This is a genomic window from Bradyrhizobium erythrophlei (assembly GCF_900142985.1).
GTDB lineage: Bacteria > Pseudomonadota > Alphaproteobacteria > Rhizobiales > Xanthobacteraceae > Bradyrhizobium > Bradyrhizobium erythrophlei_B.
The window spans coordinates 2,112,005-2,131,679 of the sequence record NZ_LT670849.1; the positions used below are offsets into that span (position 1 = coordinate 2,112,005).

General features: G+C 59.9%; 20 protein-coding genes and 1 tRNA gene. 4 read left to right on the forward strand and 17 right to left on the reverse strand.

Features of this window, described 5'->3' with window-relative positions:
* Positions 1-109: 109 nt before the first annotated feature.
* The 8 genes from BUA38_RS09870 to pflB all read right to left on the reverse strand — a co-directional run bounded on the left by BUA38_RS09870 (position 110) and on the right by pflB (position 10,019).
* Positions 110-538, reverse strand: a complete 429-nt coding sequence (locus BUA38_RS09870) for a universal stress protein (protein ID WP_072817758.1) — start codon at positions 536-538, stop codon at positions 110-112.
* A gap of 568 nt (positions 539-1,106) precedes the next feature.
* Positions 1,107-2,096 carry a DUF808 domain-containing protein gene (locus BUA38_RS09880; protein WP_072825995.1) on the reverse strand — a complete coding sequence of 330 codons (990 nt, stop codon included), beginning with the start codon at positions 2,094-2,096 and terminating at the stop codon, positions 1,107-1,109.
* Between the two features lie 228 nt (positions 2,097-2,324).
* Positions 2,325-3,122 (reverse strand): hypothetical protein, encoded by a 798-nt coding sequence (locus BUA38_RS09885; RefSeq protein WP_072817760.1) that lies wholly within the window; start codon positions 3,120-3,122, stop codon positions 2,325-2,327.
* A 150-nt stretch (positions 3,123-3,272) separates the two neighbouring features.
* The gene (fabI, locus tag BUA38_RS09890; protein ID WP_072825996.1) at positions 3,273-4,085 is read right to left on the reverse strand and encodes an enoyl-ACP reductase FabI; all 813 of its coding nucleotides are present in this window, start codon (positions 4,083-4,085) and stop codon (positions 3,273-3,275) included.
* Between the two features lie 279 nt (positions 4,086-4,364).
* Positions 4,365-5,234, reverse strand: a complete 870-nt coding sequence (locus tag BUA38_RS09895; protein WP_072817761.1) for a formate/nitrite transporter family protein — start codon at positions 5,232-5,234, stop codon at positions 4,365-4,367.
* A 32-nt stretch (positions 5,235-5,266) separates the two neighbouring features.
* A complete protein-coding gene (locus BUA38_RS09900; RefSeq protein WP_072817762.1) occupies positions 5,267-6,868 on the reverse strand; it encodes an aspartate:alanine exchanger family transporter in 1,602 nt (533 codons plus the stop codon).
* A 40-nt stretch (positions 6,869-6,908) separates the two neighbouring features.
* On the reverse strand, positions 6,909-7,736 hold the full coding sequence (gene pflA / locus BUA38_RS09905) for a pyruvate formate-lyase-activating protein (protein WP_072817763.1): 828 nt from the start codon (positions 7,734-7,736) through the stop codon (positions 6,909-6,911).
* A 12-nt stretch (positions 7,737-7,748) separates the two neighbouring features.
* Complete coding sequence (pflB, locus tag BUA38_RS09910) at positions 7,749-10,019, reverse strand: formate C-acetyltransferase (protein WP_072825997.1); 2,271 nt, start codon at positions 10,017-10,019, stop codon at positions 7,749-7,751.
* A 331-nt stretch (positions 10,020-10,350) separates the two neighbouring features.
* Between pflB and BUA38_RS09915 the strand changes: the two genes are divergently transcribed.
* From BUA38_RS09915 to BUA38_RS37510, 3 genes are all read left to right on the forward strand, one after another.
* On the forward strand, positions 10,351-10,830 hold the full coding sequence (locus BUA38_RS09915) for a CBS domain-containing protein (RefSeq protein ID WP_083587530.1): 480 nt from the start codon (positions 10,351-10,353) through the stop codon (positions 10,828-10,830).
* Between the two features lie 35 nt (positions 10,831-10,865).
* Positions 10,866-12,251 (forward strand): GntP family permease, encoded by a 1,386-nt coding sequence (locus tag BUA38_RS09920; RefSeq protein ID WP_072817764.1) that lies wholly within the window; start codon positions 10,866-10,868, stop codon positions 12,249-12,251.
* Positions 12,252-12,378: 127 nt separating this feature from the next.
* On the forward strand, positions 12,379-12,555 hold the full coding sequence (locus BUA38_RS37510) for a hypothetical protein (RefSeq protein WP_172806011.1): 177 nt from the start codon (positions 12,379-12,381) through the stop codon (positions 12,553-12,555).
* A gap of 83 nt (positions 12,556-12,638) precedes the next feature.
* Here BUA38_RS37510 and BUA38_RS38755 read toward each other — a convergent pair whose 3' ends face one another.
* Together BUA38_RS38755 and BUA38_RS37520 are read right to left on the reverse strand one after the other, a co-directional pair.
* Positions 12,639-12,887, reverse strand: a complete 249-nt coding sequence (locus tag BUA38_RS38755; RefSeq protein ID WP_072817765.1) for a phasin family protein — start codon at positions 12,885-12,887, stop codon at positions 12,639-12,641.
* Positions 12,888-13,053: 166 nt separating this feature from the next.
* Positions 13,054-13,200, reverse strand: a complete 147-nt coding sequence (locus BUA38_RS37520) for a hypothetical protein (protein WP_172806013.1) — start codon at positions 13,198-13,200, stop codon at positions 13,054-13,056.
* Here BUA38_RS37520 and cax point away from each other — a divergent pair.
* On the forward strand, positions 13,195-14,295 hold the full coding sequence (gene cax, locus BUA38_RS09930) for a calcium/proton exchanger (RefSeq protein ID WP_072825999.1): 1,101 nt from the start codon (positions 13,195-13,197) through the stop codon (positions 14,293-14,295). The genes BUA38_RS37520 and cax overlap by 6 nt on opposite strands.
* Before the next feature lie 268 nt (positions 14,296-14,563).
* Here cax and BUA38_RS09935 read toward each other — a convergent pair.
* The 7 genes from BUA38_RS09935 to murA all read right to left on the reverse strand — a co-directional run bounded on the left by BUA38_RS09935 (position 14,564) and on the right by murA (position 19,587).
* Positions 14,564-14,639, reverse strand: a tRNA-Phe gene (locus BUA38_RS09935).
* Between the two features lie 203 nt (positions 14,640-14,842).
* Positions 14,843-15,034: a DNA gyrase inhibitor YacG gene (yacG, locus tag BUA38_RS09940; RefSeq protein ID WP_072817766.1), complete on the reverse strand. Its 192-nt coding sequence runs from the start codon at positions 15,032-15,034 to the stop codon at positions 14,843-14,845.
* Positions 15,024-15,647 (reverse strand): Maf-like protein, encoded by a 624-nt coding sequence (locus tag BUA38_RS09945; RefSeq protein ID WP_072817767.1) that lies wholly within the window; start codon positions 15,645-15,647, stop codon positions 15,024-15,026. Before BUA38_RS09945 ends, yacG begins: the two co-directional genes overlap by 11 nt.
* Before the next feature lie 220 nt (positions 15,648-15,867).
* Positions 15,868-16,332: a low molecular weight phosphatase family protein gene (locus tag BUA38_RS09950; protein ID WP_072817768.1), complete on the reverse strand. Its 465-nt coding sequence runs from the start codon at positions 16,330-16,332 to the stop codon at positions 15,868-15,870.
* 38 nt (positions 16,333-16,370) lie between these two features.
* Positions 16,371-16,865 carry a UPF0262 family protein gene (locus BUA38_RS09955; RefSeq protein ID WP_072817769.1) on the reverse strand — a complete coding sequence of 165 codons (495 nt, stop codon included), beginning with the start codon at positions 16,863-16,865 and terminating at the stop codon, positions 16,371-16,373.
* Positions 16,862-18,157, reverse strand: a complete 1,296-nt coding sequence (gene hisD, locus BUA38_RS09960) for a histidinol dehydrogenase (RefSeq protein WP_072826000.1) — start codon at positions 18,155-18,157, stop codon at positions 16,862-16,864. The genes BUA38_RS09955 and hisD overlap by 4 nt, the downstream gene beginning before the upstream one ends.
* A 140-nt stretch (positions 18,158-18,297) precedes the next feature.
* Positions 18,298-19,587, reverse strand: coding sequence for a UDP-N-acetylglucosamine 1-carboxyvinyltransferase (gene murA / locus BUA38_RS09965; protein WP_072817770.1), 1,290 nt, complete (start codon positions 19,585-19,587; stop codon positions 18,298-18,300).
* Positions 19,588-19,675 lie beyond the last annotated feature (88 nt).

Consider the following 19,675-nt stretch of genomic DNA (forward strand, 5'->3'; position numbering starts at 1 on the left):
CGGAAACGGAATCGATTTTGGCTTTTCCGTCGATGCGCGCGGTTCGACCGACGCCACGGTGGCCACCAGCGCCCGGCGCATTTTTTGACCCGTCGAGCGGTCGGCATATTCACTGACAAACGAGCACGGGGGTTTTCGCGTGCGCCATCACCTTGTTTGTCACACTGCCGATTAGAAGCATGGAAAGCCCGCTGCGCCCATGCGACGACATAACAATGAGATCGCAGCCTTTGTCCTCGGCTGCCGCGATAATGGCTTGATGGGGTTGTCCGCTCTCCACTTGAATCGTCTTGCAGGAAACACCAACTTCCTTGGCCGCATTTGCAGCGCGATCCAAAGCGCTCGTGGCCTGTTCGTTGCGCAGCTCAGCATATTTTGCGACTGCCTCAACGAAGCGGCCTGTCATTTCTGAAAACGGTTCCACAGCGAAGATTACAGAGACCTTGGCTCCAAGAGATTTCGCCAGGGCCAACCCGTGCGTCACTCCGTGCTCCGCTAGCTCCGACCCATCTGTCGGAATAAGGATATGCCGGTACATGCTTCACCTCCCGATTGTCTGGACGTATCGCTACCTTCCGGATGCAACCTTGCCCGCGTTTTGAATAGAGTCTTGAGATAGATCAATCGATCGGCCCATTGTGCTGCGACCAACTGGTGGATTGGGCCCAGGCTCACGCGCGCGGCTCTTTCGATGCCAGCTTGGTTTCCCGACCGATTGGCGCCGACCGCCGCCCATCTATCAAGTCTGCCTCTTCACGATCTCAAACCCCTTAGCCTGCAATTCTAGCAGTATGCCCTGTGCCAAGTGCACGCACTCTTCGGGTTTGATCCAATGCGGACTTCTCCAATCGGAATCGTCTTCCTTTGGGTAACTGGTGAATGCTGAGCGAATGGCTGCTTCGATTACGTCTACGGGTTTGTCCGACATCCGCATCCCTCACGCGTTGAGCCAACTAGTCAAATCGCAGAAAGGGCACAAGAAACATGCCCCGACCAACATTCACCCGGCCGCTATCCCAAGAGAAAGATGGCACCGGCATCAATCGTTTGATCTGGGTCAAGGGTCGTCGCAGGAGTGCGCGACTCTTCAGAAAACGATGCCGACCTCATCGCTTGCACAAGTTATCGATCAAAAGATTCCAAGCGGGCACGAAAATAAATCCAAATGCCGGGATCGACACCGCCCCGATAAGCAATCCAACAACCCCCGATAGGAGGGCCATAACTGTCCATTTCACTGGACCGGCCGCGAATGGCAGCGCATGAGCAGCTGCATCGGCACCGGAGCTGATTGCTTGGCTGACCGAATGCACGCCGTATGCATCGAGACCATGTACCATGATGCCGCCCCCAACCCATATCATAGCAGCAGTCCCGGCCGCGCCGAGAAACGTCAGAAAGCCGGGCATACCGAGAACAAGGGCGCGTCCGAATGTATGGCTTACTCGACCAACAATAGAGCCGTTGCTGTTCTTCGTAAGAGCCACGCCAACATCGTCGGCCTTCACGATCAACGCGACCACGCCATAAACCGCAACGGTGATGCCAATTCCTACGAGCGCCAACACAATTGCCTGCATCAAGATGCTCTCATCGGAAACGGTCCCCAGCGTTATCGCCATGATCTCTGCTGAGAGGATGAAGTCGGTCCTGATTGCGCCCGCGACTTTCTCGACCTCAAGCGTATGCTGGCTCAGCACCACCGTTCCTAGCTGGGTTTCATGGGAGCTAGCCTGATGGGGGATAATGGCTTCGAAGATCTTTTCCGTCCCTTCGTAGCAGAGGTAAGCACCACCGAACATGAGAAGCGGCGTGATCATCCAAGGGAAAAAATAACTCAGAGTCAAAGTGGCAGGAAGCAGGAGAATAAGCTTGTTTCGAAGCGATCCTGCCGCAATCTTACCCACGATTGGCAATTCGCGCTTGGCATCGAATCCGAGGATATAGCGCGGCGTGATTGCCGTGTCGTCGACGACGACTCCCGCCGCCTTGATCCCCGCTTTGGCAGCTAGGGCCGCGGCATCGTCGAGTGAGGCAGCCGCCAGCTTTGCGATAGCCACCATATCATCGAAAAGAGCGATCAATCCAATGCTCAAAGCTTCGGCTCCCTTCAGAACACCAGCGAAGCGAAAATGAGAACTGCAAAACAGAGTTCTCATCGCAGCCTGGGTACCTTTCGTAATGCTGCGACACTCAAACCGGCGCGCCACACAATTGAAATCGAAAATACAAAACATAGCGGCTAATGAAATCGGGCGCTTGCTAATCTGGCGTCGCGACGATCAAACGCGACGCCGCGAGAGGCGATTGCAGGGCAATCGCAGTCAGCGCATTTGATCGCAGGCGTCTTTGAGAAAATGATCGAAAGCCTCGATACGAATGAGGCCGAGTCGTGGATATTCCATATCGGTCACGACGTAGAGTGCGACGGTCAGGGTTCCCGCAAATAGCACCATGTGTATCCAGCTAAGTCCTGAGCTCGCGGCCATACCGAATCCGGCGAGCAGTGAGCATCCAAGACCGAGGCCAAACAACATAAAGTAGATGATCTGTGGCGGATGCTTTTCGGCGGCACCGGCACGCTGACGTGCAACCTCGAAGAGGCTATTCAGCGCCGGAAGCGACAAAGCACATGCAGGACGGTAGTTCGGTTGCGGGCAAGCCGCTACCGCCGCGTCCCATAACTGGTTCTTGAGTTCGAGCACCTTGTTTTCCTGCTGGTCCGAAAAATCTTCCGCCTGCGGGAGCAGCTGGAAATCATGCGCCATTCGATACAGATCGACCCGAGCGCGGACATATTCTTTGAGGCTGCTCTGCAACCTGGATCCGTCGTCCCCGCCGAAAAGGGCTAACCGGTCATACGCCGTGGTGGCCGCGGTCGCTTCCTGAATGACCAACTGTCGGCGATCATCGAAGCGTTGCAGCGCGCCGGCGATGGTGAAAGCCAGCAGCAGACCCATCAAGCCAAATATCGCGCCCTCGGCAGTCGCCAATCCCCCTGCCCCCTCGGGGCCGTTCCGTTTGCGATACTGCAGTCCGACATGCCGGCCCAACCGCAGCAAGATGAGTGAACCGACAAAAAATACGGCAGCAATGGCAACGGCAAATAACATGAAGATCATGGTTCGCGATTCCGTGTAACTGGAATGATGGGCGCGCGGAAAAACCTCTCCGTTCGGGGTTTCCAGGGCGCGCTTTTGGAACCACGCTCGATGAAGCCGACGATCCAGACAGCAGGCGAGGTACTCGCGCCCGCGGAGCCCGAACGGTCGTCAGTCGACAACGTGATATCCGCCATCAACGTAAATCGTATCTCCGGTGATCAGCCGAGCCGCGTCATGAGCTAGGAATGCCGTTGCCGCACCGACATCCTCGATGGTTACGAGGCTGCGCGCGGGAGCTTTCGCCTTGGCCTTTTCCAGCAATTTATCAAACTCGGGTATGCCAGACGCAGCTCGTGTCGCAAGCGGTCCTGGCGAGATGGCATGTACGCGAATGCCTTTTGGACCGAGTTCGGCAGATACGTATTTGACCGCACTTTCTAAGGCAGCTTTCGCTACGCCCATAATGTTGTAATTCTTCACCACCGTCTGGCTTCCATAATAAGTCATGGTGAATAGGGTGCCACCCTTCTTCATCAAAGGCTCAGCAAGTTTGGCCATCCGAAGGAACGTCCAACAAGAGACCTGCATGGTGGTCGAAAAGCCTTCTAAAGACACGTCGATAACCCGACCATGCAGCGCATCCTGTGGAGCGAATGCAATCGAATGCACGACGAAGTCGAGCTTGCCCCGCTCCTTTGATATTTTATCGAATACGGCCTCCATTTGCCCGGGGACACGGACATCGAGCGGCATCACGATCGAGGACTCTAGCGCTTGAGCCAAAGGGGCTACGTGCTTCTTAGCTTTGTCGTTCAGATAGGTCACGGCCAGATCGGCGCCGAAGGCGCGGAAAGCGGCGGCACATCCCCAGGCGATCGACCGCTCGTTCGCGATCCCCACAACTAGTCCCTTTTTTCCATCCAGCAACTTCGCCTTGACCGCTGGTATGAGACGGGCCTTGCCGTTTGTCGAGCCGTCCATCGGCTCGCCGCGTGCGTAGCGTTCTGCGGCGTCTTTCAAGAGCGCGAACGCCTGACGACGGTCTTTAGCTTCCGCAGTCCTGGCGACCTCCCGATCATTGACCTTCAACTGGCCTTCGCCCCACGGAGCCACGCTGATCTCGAACCGATCTTTCCCAAGGGTTGTAAAGAACTGCTGGATGGTCGCGCCTTTCCCAACGGGCATGTCCTTGTTGGGCTCCCAATTGACTTTCGCAAGCGGCATGACGATTCCTGTGCGGGTTGTTGAATTTTGTAGGTACTACTTTTTGTCCGGGGGCGACGCGCCGAACGTTGCCCGATAAATTGCCCAGTAAAAGGCGCCGACAAAGCCGGCTCCCCCGACGATATTGCCCAGCGTTACCGGGACGAGATTGTGGATGATCCCGGACGCCGTGACAGGCGACGCGTCAAAATTCGCCGGAACGTGGCCTGTCTGGATGAGCAGCCATGCCAAAGGCAGGAAATACATGTTGGCAACGCAATGCTCGAATCCAGCGGCTATGAAGGCTGAGACCGGCAGCACAACAGCAACCATTTTGTCGGTGACCGAGCGGCCCGCATAGGCAAGCCAGACCGCCGCGCATACGAGCACGTTGCAGAGTACGCCCTTGAAAAAAAGCGTCGCCACATCGGGACGGATTTTCCCGACGGCCGTATTCAAAGTCGACAGCGCGATGCGACCATCGTTCATATCGAGATGATGCGAAAAGAAGACCAGAACAATGAGCCCAAGCGCCCCAAACAAGTTACCGAACCAGACGATAGTCCAGTTACGCAGCATCGTGCGCGTCGACACCTTTCCGCTTGCCCATGCCATCACGATCAGATTATTTCCTGTAAACAGTTCGGCGCCTCCGACAAGGACGAGTGTCAATCCGAGAGTGAAAACAAGTCCGCCGACGACGCGTGTCGTCGCGAAGCTAAGCGTCGCGTCGCTAGCAACGATAGTGTAGTAGAGCGCGCCGAAACCGACGCCGCCGCCTGCCACGATCGCCAGCATGAAGGAGGCCAGAAAGGGTAGATTGGCCTTCTTCACTCCAACCTTTTCGACGGCCTCCTTGATTTCGGCAGGACTGTAAGCCTGCAGATTGAAGATAGGCGGCTGTGGCGCGGTTGCCGGTTCGGCCATCTGTTGCCCTCGCTCACGGACCGTTCGACGCGCTACCCGCCTGCGCCGCCAGTGGCCAGAAGTCCGACGATCTGCGCGGCTATCACCTTCACCAGCGTCATCGAGGGGAAGATCATGGCGTAGCCGATATCGGGTCGTTCCGTCGGCGCCATCTTGGTTGAATAGACCAGGATGGCGGGATTTCCGGTGGCCCCAGACGCAACGCCGACCAGGTCGTCATAGGGAATCTTCATGACGTAGTAGCCGACCACCAGAACGACAAACACGGTCGTCAGCAGCACAGCCACGCCGATGAACAGCATCGTGAAACCCGATTCAGCCACAGTACGGACGAAGGGTTGCCCGGCGTTGACACCTACGGTGGCCAGGAACATCGCAAGACCGAAGTTTCGAAGAACGATGTTCGCCGGCAACGGCATCGTCCAAAGCAGAGGACCCGTACGGCGAAGCCTGCCGCAAATGAGTGCAACGATCAGCGGCCCTCCCCCGATGCCGAGGGTGACGATTCCAACGCCTGGGATTGGAATCGGGACAAGCCCGAGCAGGACGCCTAACACCATCCCCAATCCGAGCGATACATAGCTGAACTCGGCTGCTGCCTTCACCGTGTCGCCGAAGTGACGCCGGATCTCTTCCTTTCGGTCAGGTGGCATCAACACACCGACCCTGTCCCCGAACTCGAGCATCAGGTCGGGCGACGGCACCAGGTCGGCATCGTAGCGGCGAACGTGCAGCAGATATGTCGGATAACCCGATGGCATCGGAAGACTTGAAAGCGGTATGCCGACCACACTCGCCTTTCCGACAAAGACGCGGATGTAGTCGAGATCAGCGCGATCGCTCGCCAGCACGCCCGGCTGGAGGTTGCCGAGCTGTGCGGCTGCCTTCGCAATCGCCGCCTCATTGTCTGCCACGACCAGAATTGCATCGCCTGCGGACAACACGGTGTCGGGTGTTGGAACAAAATTCTGCCCTCCCTCGCGGACCATCGTGACCTGAACGTCGGCAAGGATGCTGCTCGTCAGCTCTTCCAGCCTCTTTCCGGCGAACGTCTGGCCGACCGAAATCTCGCCCATGTGGAAGCGCTGTGCCTTGGAGGGGAATTTCGGCTTCACGATCTGCGTCATGAGATAGATACACAGGATCGGGCCGAGGACCCCAAACGGGTAAGCGATTGAATAGCCGATCGACGGATCCTTGTTCTTCATCACGTCAAGCGCCGCTTGCAGCGACGCCGTGCTCGTCATCGATCCGGCATAGAGACCAAGCGTGTGGCCGATCTTGATTCCGAAGACGTGTCCCAGTCCGAGCGCGACCAACAGGCCTGCGAGACAGGCGACGAGTGCCAGCAGATTGTATTTCTGGCCGCTGCCATGGATGCCTTCGAAAAATTGGCGGCCATAAAGAATGCCGATGCCGTACAGGAACATGATCAGCCCGGTCAGACCGATAGGCCCGATGATCTGGGCCTTTGGCGCGAATGCGCCGATCGCAAGGGCGACGAACAGTACAGCGCCGACCCCGAGCGAAAACCCGGCTACGCTGATCTGGCCAACCAGGTAGCCTAGTCCGATCGCGAGAAACGCCGTCAGGATGGGCTGGCTGCCGATGATGTCGCGTGCAAGATCCAACATGTGTCTTAACTCCCTCGGATTGGCCCGATACCTGGCGGAATCAGCGGGCCTGGCACCCCGCGGCACGGAATTGTTCGATCACCCGATTCACCAGATCGCGGCTGGGCGGCTGGGTGTTTTCGAGCTTGTATTCAAGGCCCATCGCCTTCCACTTGAACGAGCCCATCTGATGGAATGGCTGCACCTCGACCCATTGGACGTTTTTCATGGGTGCGACAAATCGTGCAATGCCGTCGACATTTGCGGGGTCGTCGGTCTCGCCAGGCACCAGCGTGAAGCGAACCCAAACGGGCTTCGACGACGACGCCAGACGCTCGGCGAAGCGAAGCGTGGGCGCGAGATCACGTCCGGTCGTTCGCCAATATGTTTCCGGATCCGAGCTCTTGATGTCGAGGAGAACGAGATCGACCTCGGACAGGAAGCTTTCGTCGGCGCGGTCGCCCAGAAATCCGGACGTCTGTATCGCCGTGTGCAGACCCATGCGCCTAGCGCCGGCGAGGATCCGCCTGGTGAAAGCCAGCTGCACCATCGGCTCGCCGCCCGAGACCGTCAGCCCGCCACCGAGAGCCTGGATGGAAGGAGCGAAATCGGCAATGCGGCGGAGCACCTGGTCGACCGAGACATAGGTGCCGTCCTTGAGGTGCCAGGTGTCAGGGTTGTGACAATAGGTACAGCGCAGCAAGCAACCCGAGAGAAACAGCACCAGGCGCAGACCGGGACCGTCGTAGCGCGACGACGTTTCGTAGGAATGGCAATAACCGAACGAACCGAGTTCGTCCTTGATCTTGTCCTCGTCGGGCGCGTCGGGCGAAACCCCGACCCGGAGGTCGTAACGACTTCCGGGCTCCAGTGCCTGCACCGTCGACATGGCGCACCTCCGTCAAATCTGGCCGTGGAAGGTACGGCTGATCACGTCTCGCTGCTGCTCCGGCGTCAACCGGACGAAGTTCACCGCGTAACCCGAGACCCGGATCGTGAGCTGCGGGTATTTGTCCGGGTTCTTCATCGCGTCCTCGAGCGTCTCCTTGTCGATCACGTTCAGGTTCATGTGGAAGCCGCCGCGATCGAAATAGACGTCGAAGGCCTTAACCGCTTCGTCCAGCAATTGGCTCTCCGACAGGTGCGCTTTTTGCGGCGCGACGGAGACGGTGTAGCTGATGCCGTCCAGCGAATCCTTGTAGGGAAGCTTTGCGACCGAAAGGCAGGAGGCCAACCAGCCATGGCTGTCGCGCCCATGCATCGGGTTGGCGCCAGGCCCGAACGGCTCGCCCTTGCGCCGTCCGTCTGGAGTATTTCCGGTGGCCTTGCCGTAGACGACATTGGAGGTGATCGTCAGCACGCTCTGAGTGTGCGTCGCGTTCCGGTAGGTCGGATGCTTGCGGATCTTCTCCATGAAGCTGGTAACCATGCTGGAGGCGATCAGATCGACCCGATCGTCGTTGTTGCCGAACTGCGGCGTCGATTGGTTGCCTTCGTTCTGATAGTCGACAATCAGGCCCGTGGCGTCGCGCGTGACGCGCATCTTCCCGTACTTGATCGCGCTCAGACTGTCGGCAACCACTGAAAGCCCCGCGATCCCGAACGCCATCGTTCGCAGGATGTCGCGGTCATGCAGCGCCATTTCGAGACGTTCGTAGAAATACTTGTCGTGCATGTAGTGAATGCAGTTCATGGCGTGCACGTAGGTCTTGGCCAGCCATTCCATCGTGGTGTCGAACTTGGCCATGACGTCGTCGTAGTCGAGGAAGTCGCCGACAACAGGCATTGTTCGCGGGGCGACCTGATCTCCGGAGACCTCGTCGCGGCCGCCATTGATGGCATAAAGCAGTGCTTTGGCGAAATTGACGCGAGCTCCGAAGAACTGCATTTGCTTGCCCAGCCGCATCGCCGAGACGCAACAGGCGATACCGTAATCGTCACCCCAGAACGGCCTCATCAAATCGTCGTTCTCGTATTGCAGCGACGACGTGTCCTTGCTGACCTTGACGCAGTAGCGCTTGAACGGCGCCGGCATATGATTTGACCAGAGCACTGTAATATTTGGCTCCGGCGCAGGCCCGAGGTTGTAGAGCGTGTGCAGCATGCGGTAGCTGCTCTTGGTGACGAGCGTGCGCCCATCGAGATCCATGCCGCCGACACACTCGGTCGCCCAGTAGGGGTCGCCGCTGAACAGCGCGTCATAGTCGGGCGTGCGGAGGAAGCGCACGATGCGCAGCTTCTGCACCAGCTGGTCCCACAGCTCCTGGGCGCGCTTTTCGTCCAGAGCACCTGCTTTCAAGTCACGCTCGATGTAGATATCGAGAAAGCTCGAGATGCGGCCAATCGACATCGCTGCACCATTGGCTTCCTTGATGGCGCCGAGATAGGCGAAATAGGTCCACTGGAATGCCTCCTGGGCGTTTGTGGCTGGCTTGGAAATGTCGCAGTCATAAAGCTTCGCCATCGACGCGAGATCCTCGAGCGCACGGATTTGCTCGGACAGCTCCTCGCGCTGTCGGATGATCTCGTCGGTCGGCCACATGTCGTCGATCTGCGCTCGTTCGGCGTGCTTTACTTGGATGAGGCGATCGACTCCATAGAGTGCCACGCGGCGATAGTCGCCGATGATGCGGCCGCGGCCGTAGGCGTCAGGAAGTCCGGTAATGATGCCGGACCGGCGGCAATTCATGATCTCTGGCGTATAGGCGTCGAAGACGCCGTCGTTGTGCGATCTGCGGTACTTGGTGAAGGTCTCATGCACCGCTGGATCCGGTTCAAAGCCGGCGGCCTTGATGCCGGCCTCGACCATTCTCAAACCGCCGAACGGAAAGATGGCACGCTTGAACGGCTGGTCGGTCTGAAGTCCCACGACGACTTCATTGTCACGGTCGATGTAACCGGCCTTGTGGGCCAGCAAGGTGGAAGGCGTCTTGGTATCGACCGCCAGAACACCCTTTTTCCTTTCGTCCGCGAAGTATGGCTGTAGTTTCGCCCAAACGGCCTTTGTGCGCTGCGATACCCCGGCCAGGAAGTCCTCGTTGCCGGTGTAAGGCGTAGCATTCCGGACGATGAAATCGCGAACGTTGATCGACGTGCACCAATCGCCGGGCCGGAAACCTCTCCGGAAATCGCCGACATCCCCTTCCTTCCTAAGAGCCGCGCTCGCTTTCATGGACGCCTCCATCGATTATGCTTTGATTGGTTTAGCTTCATGGCCCGACGCCAGGAGCAGACTGCATTCAACGCATGCCGAATGAAGCATTAGGAAACGATGCCGCCGGCTTCTATTGATCTAAATCAAGCCGTCGCAACTCGAGCTGCCGGAGCGTGCATTGCTAACCGGGCAGCGCACGCGCGTCAGGCGGCCAGAGTCTATCAGTGTGCGGTCTTGGCTATCAGCAACGGCAGCAGCAACCGACACCTCATGTGCGCCTGGAGGTTTGGATGGACAATTCGTCATCGCCAAGTAGTTCTATCGATTTCCATCGTGGAGGTGACACAAGATGGATCATCCGCTCAGACGCCCAGAAGAAATTCTCGCCTATCGGCCGCTGAAGCAGATTCTAAAATCGGGAAATGTGTGGGCTGTCGCCTCGGCGGACACTGTGCAGACGGCCGTGCGGATCATGGAAGAGAAGAATATCGGGTTCCTCGTCGTTCTCGAGAAGGACGCGATCGTCGGTGTTGTGTCCGAACGCGATTGCCTCAGGCGCGTGGTGCTGGCTGGGAAGACGCCGCAGGCGACCGCGGTCAAGGACATCATGGTCGAAAACGTCGTCAAGGTCGGGATCGAGGATACCTTCGCCGAATGTCTGAGGCTGATGCACGCCCACGGGATTCGTCATCTGCCGGTTCTCGAGAAAGGCAGGTTGGTCGGCGTGGTCTCGATCCGTGACCTACTGCGCGAGGTGGTCGAACATCACGCCAGGATCATCGGCGAGCTCGAGCGCGAACGCATGACGATGCTCACATCAACAGTCTGAGGTTACCCCGATCCGGTACAATTGGGAGTGTCGCCATGAATCTTCTGATCGTGCTGGCCGCTCTGGTCTTCCTCATGCTTGTCGCCTATCGCGGCTACAGCGTCATCCTGTTCGCGCCGGTCGCCGCGATGGGGGCGGTGTTGCTGACCGATCCCTCGCTAGTACCGCCGCTGTTTTCTAGTGTCTTCATGGAGAAGATGGTCGGTTTCGTCAAAAACTATTTCCCGGTGTTCATGCTCGGGGCCGTCTTTGGCAAGGTCATTGAACTTTCGGGTTTCTCGAAATCGATCGTGTCGGCCGTGATCGGAGTGCTCGGGCGAGAGCGCGCAGTCCTGTCCATTGTCATCGTCTGCGCAATTCTGACCTATGGCGGCGTATCACTGTTCGTCGTCGTCTTTGCGGTTTATCCGTTTGCCGCTGAGATGTTTCGCCAGGGGGAGATTCCGAAACGGCTCATCCCAGCCACTATCGCGCTCGGCGCCTTCAGTTTTACGATGGATGCCCTGCCGGGAACGCCGCAAATCCAGAACATCATTCCGACCACTTTCTTCAACACGACCACATGGGCTGCGCCGATCCTCGGCGTGATCGGCAGCGTTTTCGTGTTCGTCACGGGCATTGCCTATATCGAGAACCGCCGCGGCGCCGCGCAAAGAAACGGAGAAGGTTATGGCGCCGAGCTTCTCAACGAGCCGGAGCCGTTCGAGGAGAAGGAATTGCCAAACCCCTGGATCGCGCTATCGCCGCTGGTCGTGGTCGGGGTTGCAAACTTCATATTGACGAAACTGGTGCCTCGTGCTTACGGCGCAACGCATGAGGTAACGCTGAGCGGCCACGCGATCGCGACGAAGATCGGTCCAGTGGCGGCGATCTGGGCGGTTGAAGGTGCCCTGCTGCTCGGCATCCTGGCGGTGTTCGTCTTTGCCTGGCGGCCCGTGCTGACGAAGTTCGCGGATGGCAGCAAGGCAGCCGTTGCGGGAGCGCTGTTGGCGTCGCTCAACACGGCCTCCGAGTACGGATTCGGCGGGGTGATTGCGCTGTTGCCGGGCTTCGAGATGGTCTCTGCCGCGCTCAAAGCGATTCCCAATCCGCTGGTCAACGAGGCCATCACAGTGACGGTGCTCGCCGGTATCACCGGCTCGGCTTCCGGGGGGATGAGCATCGCTTTGGCCGCGATGTCCGATACTTTCATCGCCGCCGCGCAGGCCGCAAGTATTCCGCTCGATGTCTTCCATCGTGTCGCAGCCATGGCGAGCGGCGGCATGGATACCTTGCCGCACAACGGAGCTGTCATCACGTTGCTTGCGGTCACGGGACTCACTCACCGGCAGGCCTATAAGGACGTGTTCGTGATTACGCTGACAAAGACTGCGGCGGTCTTCGTTGTCATTGCGTTTTTCTATTTGACTGGAATGTACTGAGAGAGCAGCAGCGAGCCGAACGTCCATGATCCGATGATGAAGGTAAACACAGCAAAAGCCCCTAGCCATAATGCTTTCAAAGATCATGAAGCAATCGCGGGACGTCAAGCTATGATGAGGAGTTGGCATGGCTGAAATCAATAAACTCTCCGTAAAGAAAGCGCTTGAAAAGCTGCGTGGGAGCGATCGGCCGAAATCAAAAAACGATCGGCTCGATGAAAAAGATGCGCAGCTTGATGAAAAGATAAAGCGCATGACGGAGCAGCGATTGCGCCTTGAACGTCACCGACGCAACCGGAAGTGAGCGACAGCGCTCGGCGGCGAAAGCACAGCTCTCATCGGAAACATGCTAGGCTGTGCCCCGCAAAATTGCTCCCTAATGAAGGCTCAGCCTTTTGATCGATTGAATGACGCAGCCATTTTGGACGTGAGTTGGGTTGCGTCGTCGGCGGCCGATCTCAACTGTGACTGAAAGTACTCGGCTTGAACGCGAAAGGCTTCCTGAAAGTCCTTGACGCGCAGGAGCTTGTCAACGAAGGCATGATTGGCGGCCACTTGTCTTTCTACGTACGCCTTGAACGCAGCGCCAACTTGATCTTCCTTCGCATTCGGAAAAACTCCGCACCGTCTTCTCAAATAGATCGAAGTAGCTCTGCGTTGCCGTCCGTGATTTTTCGACAGTATCGATCATCATCGAGCGGACCGCCTCCAAGGGGTTGTTTTCGGCTTCCATGGTGTTCTCTCCATTCCGGTTCCGGATATACAAGTGCTGGATGAATGCCACATCGAGGGTTGATCTAGATCAAGAGGATTGATCCAGATCAAAGCCCGGTTGATTTGGATCAAGCCCATTGCTGCGAAAATGGTTGCCATCATCCGTGTTGAGCCGGATGCCGGTCTCGGTCGGATTTTCCGCCATCTCACTCAGTACGGAGCCGGCGTCATGCAACCTTTGCTCAAGGAAATCCGGCAGACCCCTTTGCTCTGGATGCTGGTCTTCGTACCTACCGTGCTAGTAGCTGAAGCGGCGACGCCGCATTCTCATACCTTGTTGTTTGTGCTGGCCGTGCTCGCCATCGTGCCGCTGGCCGCCCTGCTGAGCCACGCGACCGAAGCGGTCGCCGCCAAGACCGGCGATGCCGTTGGCGGATTGCTCAATGCCACGCTTGGCAATCTTACGGAACTGATAATCGCCATCACGGCGCTGCGCGCCGGCCAGTACATGCTGGTGAAGGCGTCGATCGCGGGCGCAATTGTCACTAATGCGCTGTTCATGCTCGGCGCATGCCTGCTGATCGGCGGATTGCGTTACCACGTCCAGGAGTTTAACCGGTCCGGCGGGCGGCTCTATTCCGGGCTGTTGCTGATGGCGACCGTTGCGCTGCTCGCCCCGTCGGCGGTCGCCGATCTCGACCTCGCGGAGGGCGAGGCTATCATGCGGAAGCTCAGCATCGGCCTCGCCATCCTGCTCATCGTCGCCTATGGCCTCGGCCTGCTGTTTTCGCTAAAGACCCACAAGGAGCTGTTCGCAGGCGCCGAGCATGGTGCGGACGAGGCGCACTGGCCGATTGGCCTTGCGGTCTGGACGCTGCTCGTCGTCACCGTGTTGGTTGCGCTGGTCAGCGAGATCTTTGTGGAGTCCGTGCAGAAGGCCGCGGAGACATTTGGGATGAGCCCGGCCTTCGTCGGGTTTATTATCGTCTCGTTGGTCGGTGCTGCCGCCGAGTTTGCCGTTGCATTTTCCGCGGCGCGCAAGGACCGCCTCGACATGAGCGTCAGCATCGCGCTCGGCAGCGCTTCCCAGATCGCGCTGTTCGTGGCACCTGCGCTGGTGTTGCTCAGTTATGTCGTCGGACCGTCGCCGATGAGTCTGCAGTTCTGGCCGGGCGCGGTGACCATGGTGATGATCGCGACGGTGACTGCGAGCTTCATCACGAGTAGCGGGCGCTCGGCATGGTTCATCGGCGCGCTGCTCATCTTCATCTACGCGGTCTTCGCTTTGACGCTCTACGTGGTCCCGCCAGCCGGCCAAGGGATGGGTTGAAACCACCCCTCTTTCCTTGCCCGTCCGTTAGAGCGTTGCCAGCTTATACGGCTTTTCTCGCGATTTGCTGGTACGGCATACAGCGTCTGAAATGGGCATGGGTTCGATCCCCTCAGCTCAATCTACCAACAGCTGTTCTCTTCAATACCAACAGCCGTACCAACAAATGTTCTGGTTGTCAGCGGAACACCGCGGAAGGCAGTGGAAGAGAATTCCTCGCTTTATTGAGGGATTCTAACACGGTGGCGGAAGACTGCGGAGGGGGTCATGGTGCCCAGGGGCGGGATCGAACCACCGACACTGCGATTTTCAGTCGCATGCTCTACCAACTGAGCTACCTGGGCGTTCCCTGGCCTTAAGCGTAGTGGCTTGAGGGAGCGGCGGTTTATAGTCAGGACAATCCGTCCTGTCCACCTGCTTCGCCTTGCAGCTTCGCCAGGCGCAGCCAAGGGTCAAAAAAAGCGAAGCGTGTCCGGCACCGCCCGAAGGGCAGCGACGAACAATCCTGCAAGATCATGAAAACAAAAGAGTATTTCTAATATATCGCTTATTCGTTGTCGTCGTCCTCGCTGGGCCGCCCGGGGATCGCATAGGACCCCGACAGCCAGCGATTGAGGTCGACGTCACGGCAGCGTGCCGAACAGAACGGACGGTTTTCGCCTGCTGAGGGTTTGCCGCAGATCGGGCACGGTTTCGCCGCCCCGTCGGAAGCGGCCTTGCCGGATGGCCTAGCTGGCATTCAACCATCCGAAGCGGATCGGAAACCCTTCGCCGCCGAGCAGCGAAATCGATTCGTAGAGCGGCAGGCCGACGATGTTGCTGTAGGAGCCGACCATCTTGACCACGAACGATCCGGCGATGCCCTGCACGGCGTAGCCGCCAGCTTTGCCGCGCCATTCGCCGGAGCCGATATAGGCCTGGATGTCTTCCTCCGAGAGGCGCTTGAAGCGCACGCGGGTCTCGATCAGGCGCTGGCGAAACGCCTCTTTCGGCGTGACAAGGCAGATGGCGGTGTAGACGCGGTGATTGCGGCCCGACAGCAGCCGCAGGCACTGCGCGGCCTCATCGACCAGATTGGCCTTGGGCAGGATGCGGCGGCCGACCGCGACCACGGTATCGGCGGCGAGAATGAAGGCGCCGCGCAACTCGTCGTCGAGTTGCACCGATTTGAGCGCCGCATCCGCCTTGGCGCGGGCGAGGCGATTGGCGCAGGCGCGCGGCAGCTCACCGCGCTTGGGCGTCTCATCGACGTCGGCGGGCCGCAGTGCGTCCGGCTCGATGCCGGCCTGATTGAGCAGGCCGAGGCGTCGCGGCGAACCTGAAGCGAGAACCAGTTTGGGACGGCCAAGCATGCGGATAAATCGGTGGGAGAGATTCGTGACCCCTGAATGCGCGCGGAACCTATCGGAAGGCCATCGCCGAGACAACCGTGCATCATGACAAAGAACTGGCCCGGTAAATGGCCATCAGGGTTGAGAAAAAGGGCTCGCCGCCCTGCTGACATCGAGCCGTCACGAAGCGGCAACGGTGCGGCACCCGCCCGGCGTCCCCGATGGCAGGAACCCGCCCCGCTCAGCCAGAGGCCGCGCCGACCTTCGAAAACCGCTTGCGGATGCGCAACAGCAGGCCGTCGCAGACCTCGCGATAGGCCTCCAGCTTCTGCTCGCGGCTGCCATCGGTGCCGGTGGGGTCCGGCGTCGGCCAGTATTCCACGTCCGCCGCAAGCGTTCGCGTCAGGTCGAGCGCCCTGTGATGCGCCTCCGGCGACAGCGTGATGATGAGGTCGAAGTTGAGGCCTTCCCAGTCATCCAATTCCTCGAATGTCATCGGCCGGTGCTGCGCGATGTCCTGGCCGAGTTCGGCCATCACGGCGACCGCGAAGGGATCGAGTTCGCCTTTCTTGACGCCGGCTGAGCGCACGTAGAGCGCATGCGGGAACATCTGTTGCAGCAGGCTTTGCGCCATCGGCGAACGCACGCTGTTGAAGCCACAGGCAAACAGCACGGCTTGCGGAGCGCGCGTGGCCGGCGCCGCCATCAGGCTTCTTTCGGTTGGCGCATCGCCGCAAACATGCGCTACCCCTTCCAGTGCAGGACGCAGATCAGCGTGAACAGGCGGCGGGAGGTCTCGAAATCGATCCGTACCTTGCCCTTCAACCGCTCCTGCAATGTGCGCGAGCCTTCGTCGTGGATGCCGCGGCGGCCCATGTCGATCGCCTCGATCCGGTCCGGCGTCGCGGTGCGGATCGCCTGATAGTAGCTGTCGCAGATCATGAAGTAGTCTTTTACGATCCGCCGGAACGGCGTCAGCGACAACAGGTGCGCCACGACGGGCGTGCCATCCTCGCGACGTATATCGAAGGCCAGGCGGTTGCCGGTGATGCTGAGGTCCAGCGTATAGGGTCCGTTATCGACGCCTTCCGGCGCAAACAGGTTCTGCTCGATCAGGTCGTAGATCGCGATCGCACGCTCATGCTCGATGTCGGGACCGGAACGGCCGATCGATTCCTCATCGAGCGTGACTGCGACAATGCGGTTCTGCGAATCGTCCCCTGAAGGCGGCTTGGTCATGGCAGGTTGAGACGGATTCCGACGGAGCGTGAGTGCGCATCGAGGCCTTCGGCGTGGCCCAGCGCCATCGCGGCGGGACCGAGCTGGCGCAACTGGTCGGGCCCGCATTTGAGCATCGACGTCCGCTTCATGAAGTCGAGCACGCCAAGGCCCGACGAGAATCGCGCCGAGCGCGCAGTCGGCAATACGTGATTGGATCCGCCGACATAGTCGCCGATGGCTTCGGGCGTGTGTGCGCCCAAGAACACCGCGCCGGCATTGCGGATCTTTGCCGCCAGGCCTTCCGGATCGGCGGTCATGATTTCCAGATGCTCGGCGGCTAGCGCATCCGCCAGCGCGACCGATTCCTCGATCGCCTTGACCTTGATGATGCCGCCGAAATCCTGCCACGAGGCGCGCGCGATGTCGGCGCGAGGCAGGGTCGACAGCTGCGTTTCGACGGCGCGCGCGACATCGCCCGCCAAGGCGGGATCGTCGGTGATCAGGATCGATTGCGCATTGGCGTCGTGTTCGGCCTGCGCCAGGAGGTCGGCGGCGATCCAGGCGGGATTGGCGGAGCGGTCGGCAATAACCAGCACTTCCGACGGGCCCGCGATCATGTCGATGCCGACCTTGCCGAACACCAGCCGCTTGGCGGCCGCGACATAGGCATTGCCGGGCCCGACGATCTTGAAGACCGGCGCAATCGTCGCCGTGCCATAGGCCAGCGCCGCGATCGCCTGCGCACCACCGACCCGATAGATTTCCGAAACCCCCGCCAGATGCGCCGCCGCCAGCACCAGCGGGTTGAGCTTTCCGTCCGGCGACGGCACCACCATGACGACGCGGTCGACGCCAGCGACTCTTGCCGGCACCGCGTTCATCAACACCGAAGATGGATAGGCGGCGGTGCCACCGGGCACATAAAGGCCGACCGCCTGGATAGCGCTCCAGCGCCAGCCGAGTTCGACGCCGAGCGCGTCGGTGAACCGTTCGTCCTTTGGCAATTGCCGGCGGTGAAAACTCTCGATTCGTTCGCGCGCCAGCTCGAGCGCGGCCACCGTCTTGGGGTCGCATGCCTTCACGGCTTGCGCGATTTCGTCCTCGCTGACCCGAAGCTTTGAGGCGTCAAGCTCGAGCCGGTCGAACCGGCGCGTCGCCTCGATCAGGGCCGCATCCCCTCGTCCCGCCACATCGTCGACAATGCGCCGGCAAGCGGCTTCGACGTCGGCCGCCACCTCGCGCTTCATCGCCAGGAATGCGCCGAATGCGGCCGCAAAATCGGGGCTGGAGGTATCGAGCAGAACGGGCATGACGGCTTTCCGGACGGTATTGAAGACCAAAGGTAAAGGCTTCTGCTCCATGGCGCGAGGGCAAATCGCCGTCAACCCACTAGTGCGGGCCGGTCGCTTGGAATACGCCGGTTCCTTAGGTCGGAAGAGGTCGCGGGGTCTTAGTCGCTGATGCGCTCGATGCGGGCGCCACAGGCGGAGAGCTTTTCCTCCAGCCGCTCGAAACCGCGGTCGAGATGATAGACGCGGTTGACCATGGTCTCGCCCTCGGCGGCAAGGCCGGCAATGACGAGCGACACCGACGCCCGCAGGTCGGTCGCCATGACCGGCGCGCCGCGCAACTGGCCGATACCGTGCACGGTTGCGGTCTCGCCATCGAGCGCGATGCGGGCGCCGAACCGCGCCAGTTCCTGCACGTGCATGAAGCGGTTTTCGAAGATCGTCTCGGTGATGTGGGAAGCGCCCTTGGCGCAGGTCATCAGCGCCATCAACTGCGCCTGAAGGTCGGTCGGAAAGCCCGGAAATGGCGCGGTCGAAACCTTCACCGGATTGATGCCCGCACCGTTGCGGGCGACGCGAATGCCTTCGTTGGTGGAGGTCACGACGGCACCGGCCTCAGTGAGCACATCGAGCGCGGCTTGCAGGAGTTCTGGCCGCGCCCCGCTCAACTGAACGTCGCCGCCGGTCATCGCCACCGCCATGGCATACGTGCCGGTCTCGATCCGGTCGGGCAGCACGGTATGCCGCGCGCCATGCAGTTTGCTCACGCCTTGCACGGTGATTCGCGGCGTGCCGGCGCCGGTGACGCGTGCACCCATCTTGTTGAGGCAGTCGGCGACATCGCGGATTTCCGGCTCGCAAGCCGCGTTACTGATAACAGTGGTTCCTTCCGCGAGCGTCGCCGCCATCAGCGCGACATGCGTGCCGGAGACCGTCACCTTGGGAAAATCGATCTCGCCCCCCTTCAGGCCGGAAGGCGCGCGGGCGATCACATAACCGCCGTCGATGGTGATCTCGGCGCCGAGTCTTTCCAGCGCCATGATCAGGAGGTCGACCGGCCGCGTGCCGATGGCGCAGCCGCCGGGCAACGACACCTTGGCTTCGCGCATCCGCGCCACCAGCGGCGCGATCACCCAGAAACTGGCGCGCATCCGCGACACCAGTTCGTAGGGCGCGGTGGTATCGAAGATGTCAGCCGCAGAAATGTGCAGGGTCTGGCCCTGGTACTCGCGATCACCGGGCCGCTTTCCGGCCGACATGATGTCGACGCCATGGTTGCCGAGAATCCGCTGCAACTGCGCGACATCGGCAAGCCGCGGCACGTTATCCAGGATCAGCGTCTCGTCGGTCAAAAGACCTGCGATCATCAAAGGGAGCGCGGCATTCTTGGCGCCGGAAATCGGGATGGTGCCGTTGAGTGCGTTGCCGCCGATGATGCGAATGCGATCCATGCTGGTCCCCCCATCCGGACCAAGGGTATAGGGCGAACGGCGCCCAAAGCAAACCTCCCGGCCGATCTTCTAAGGACCAAACGGCTTC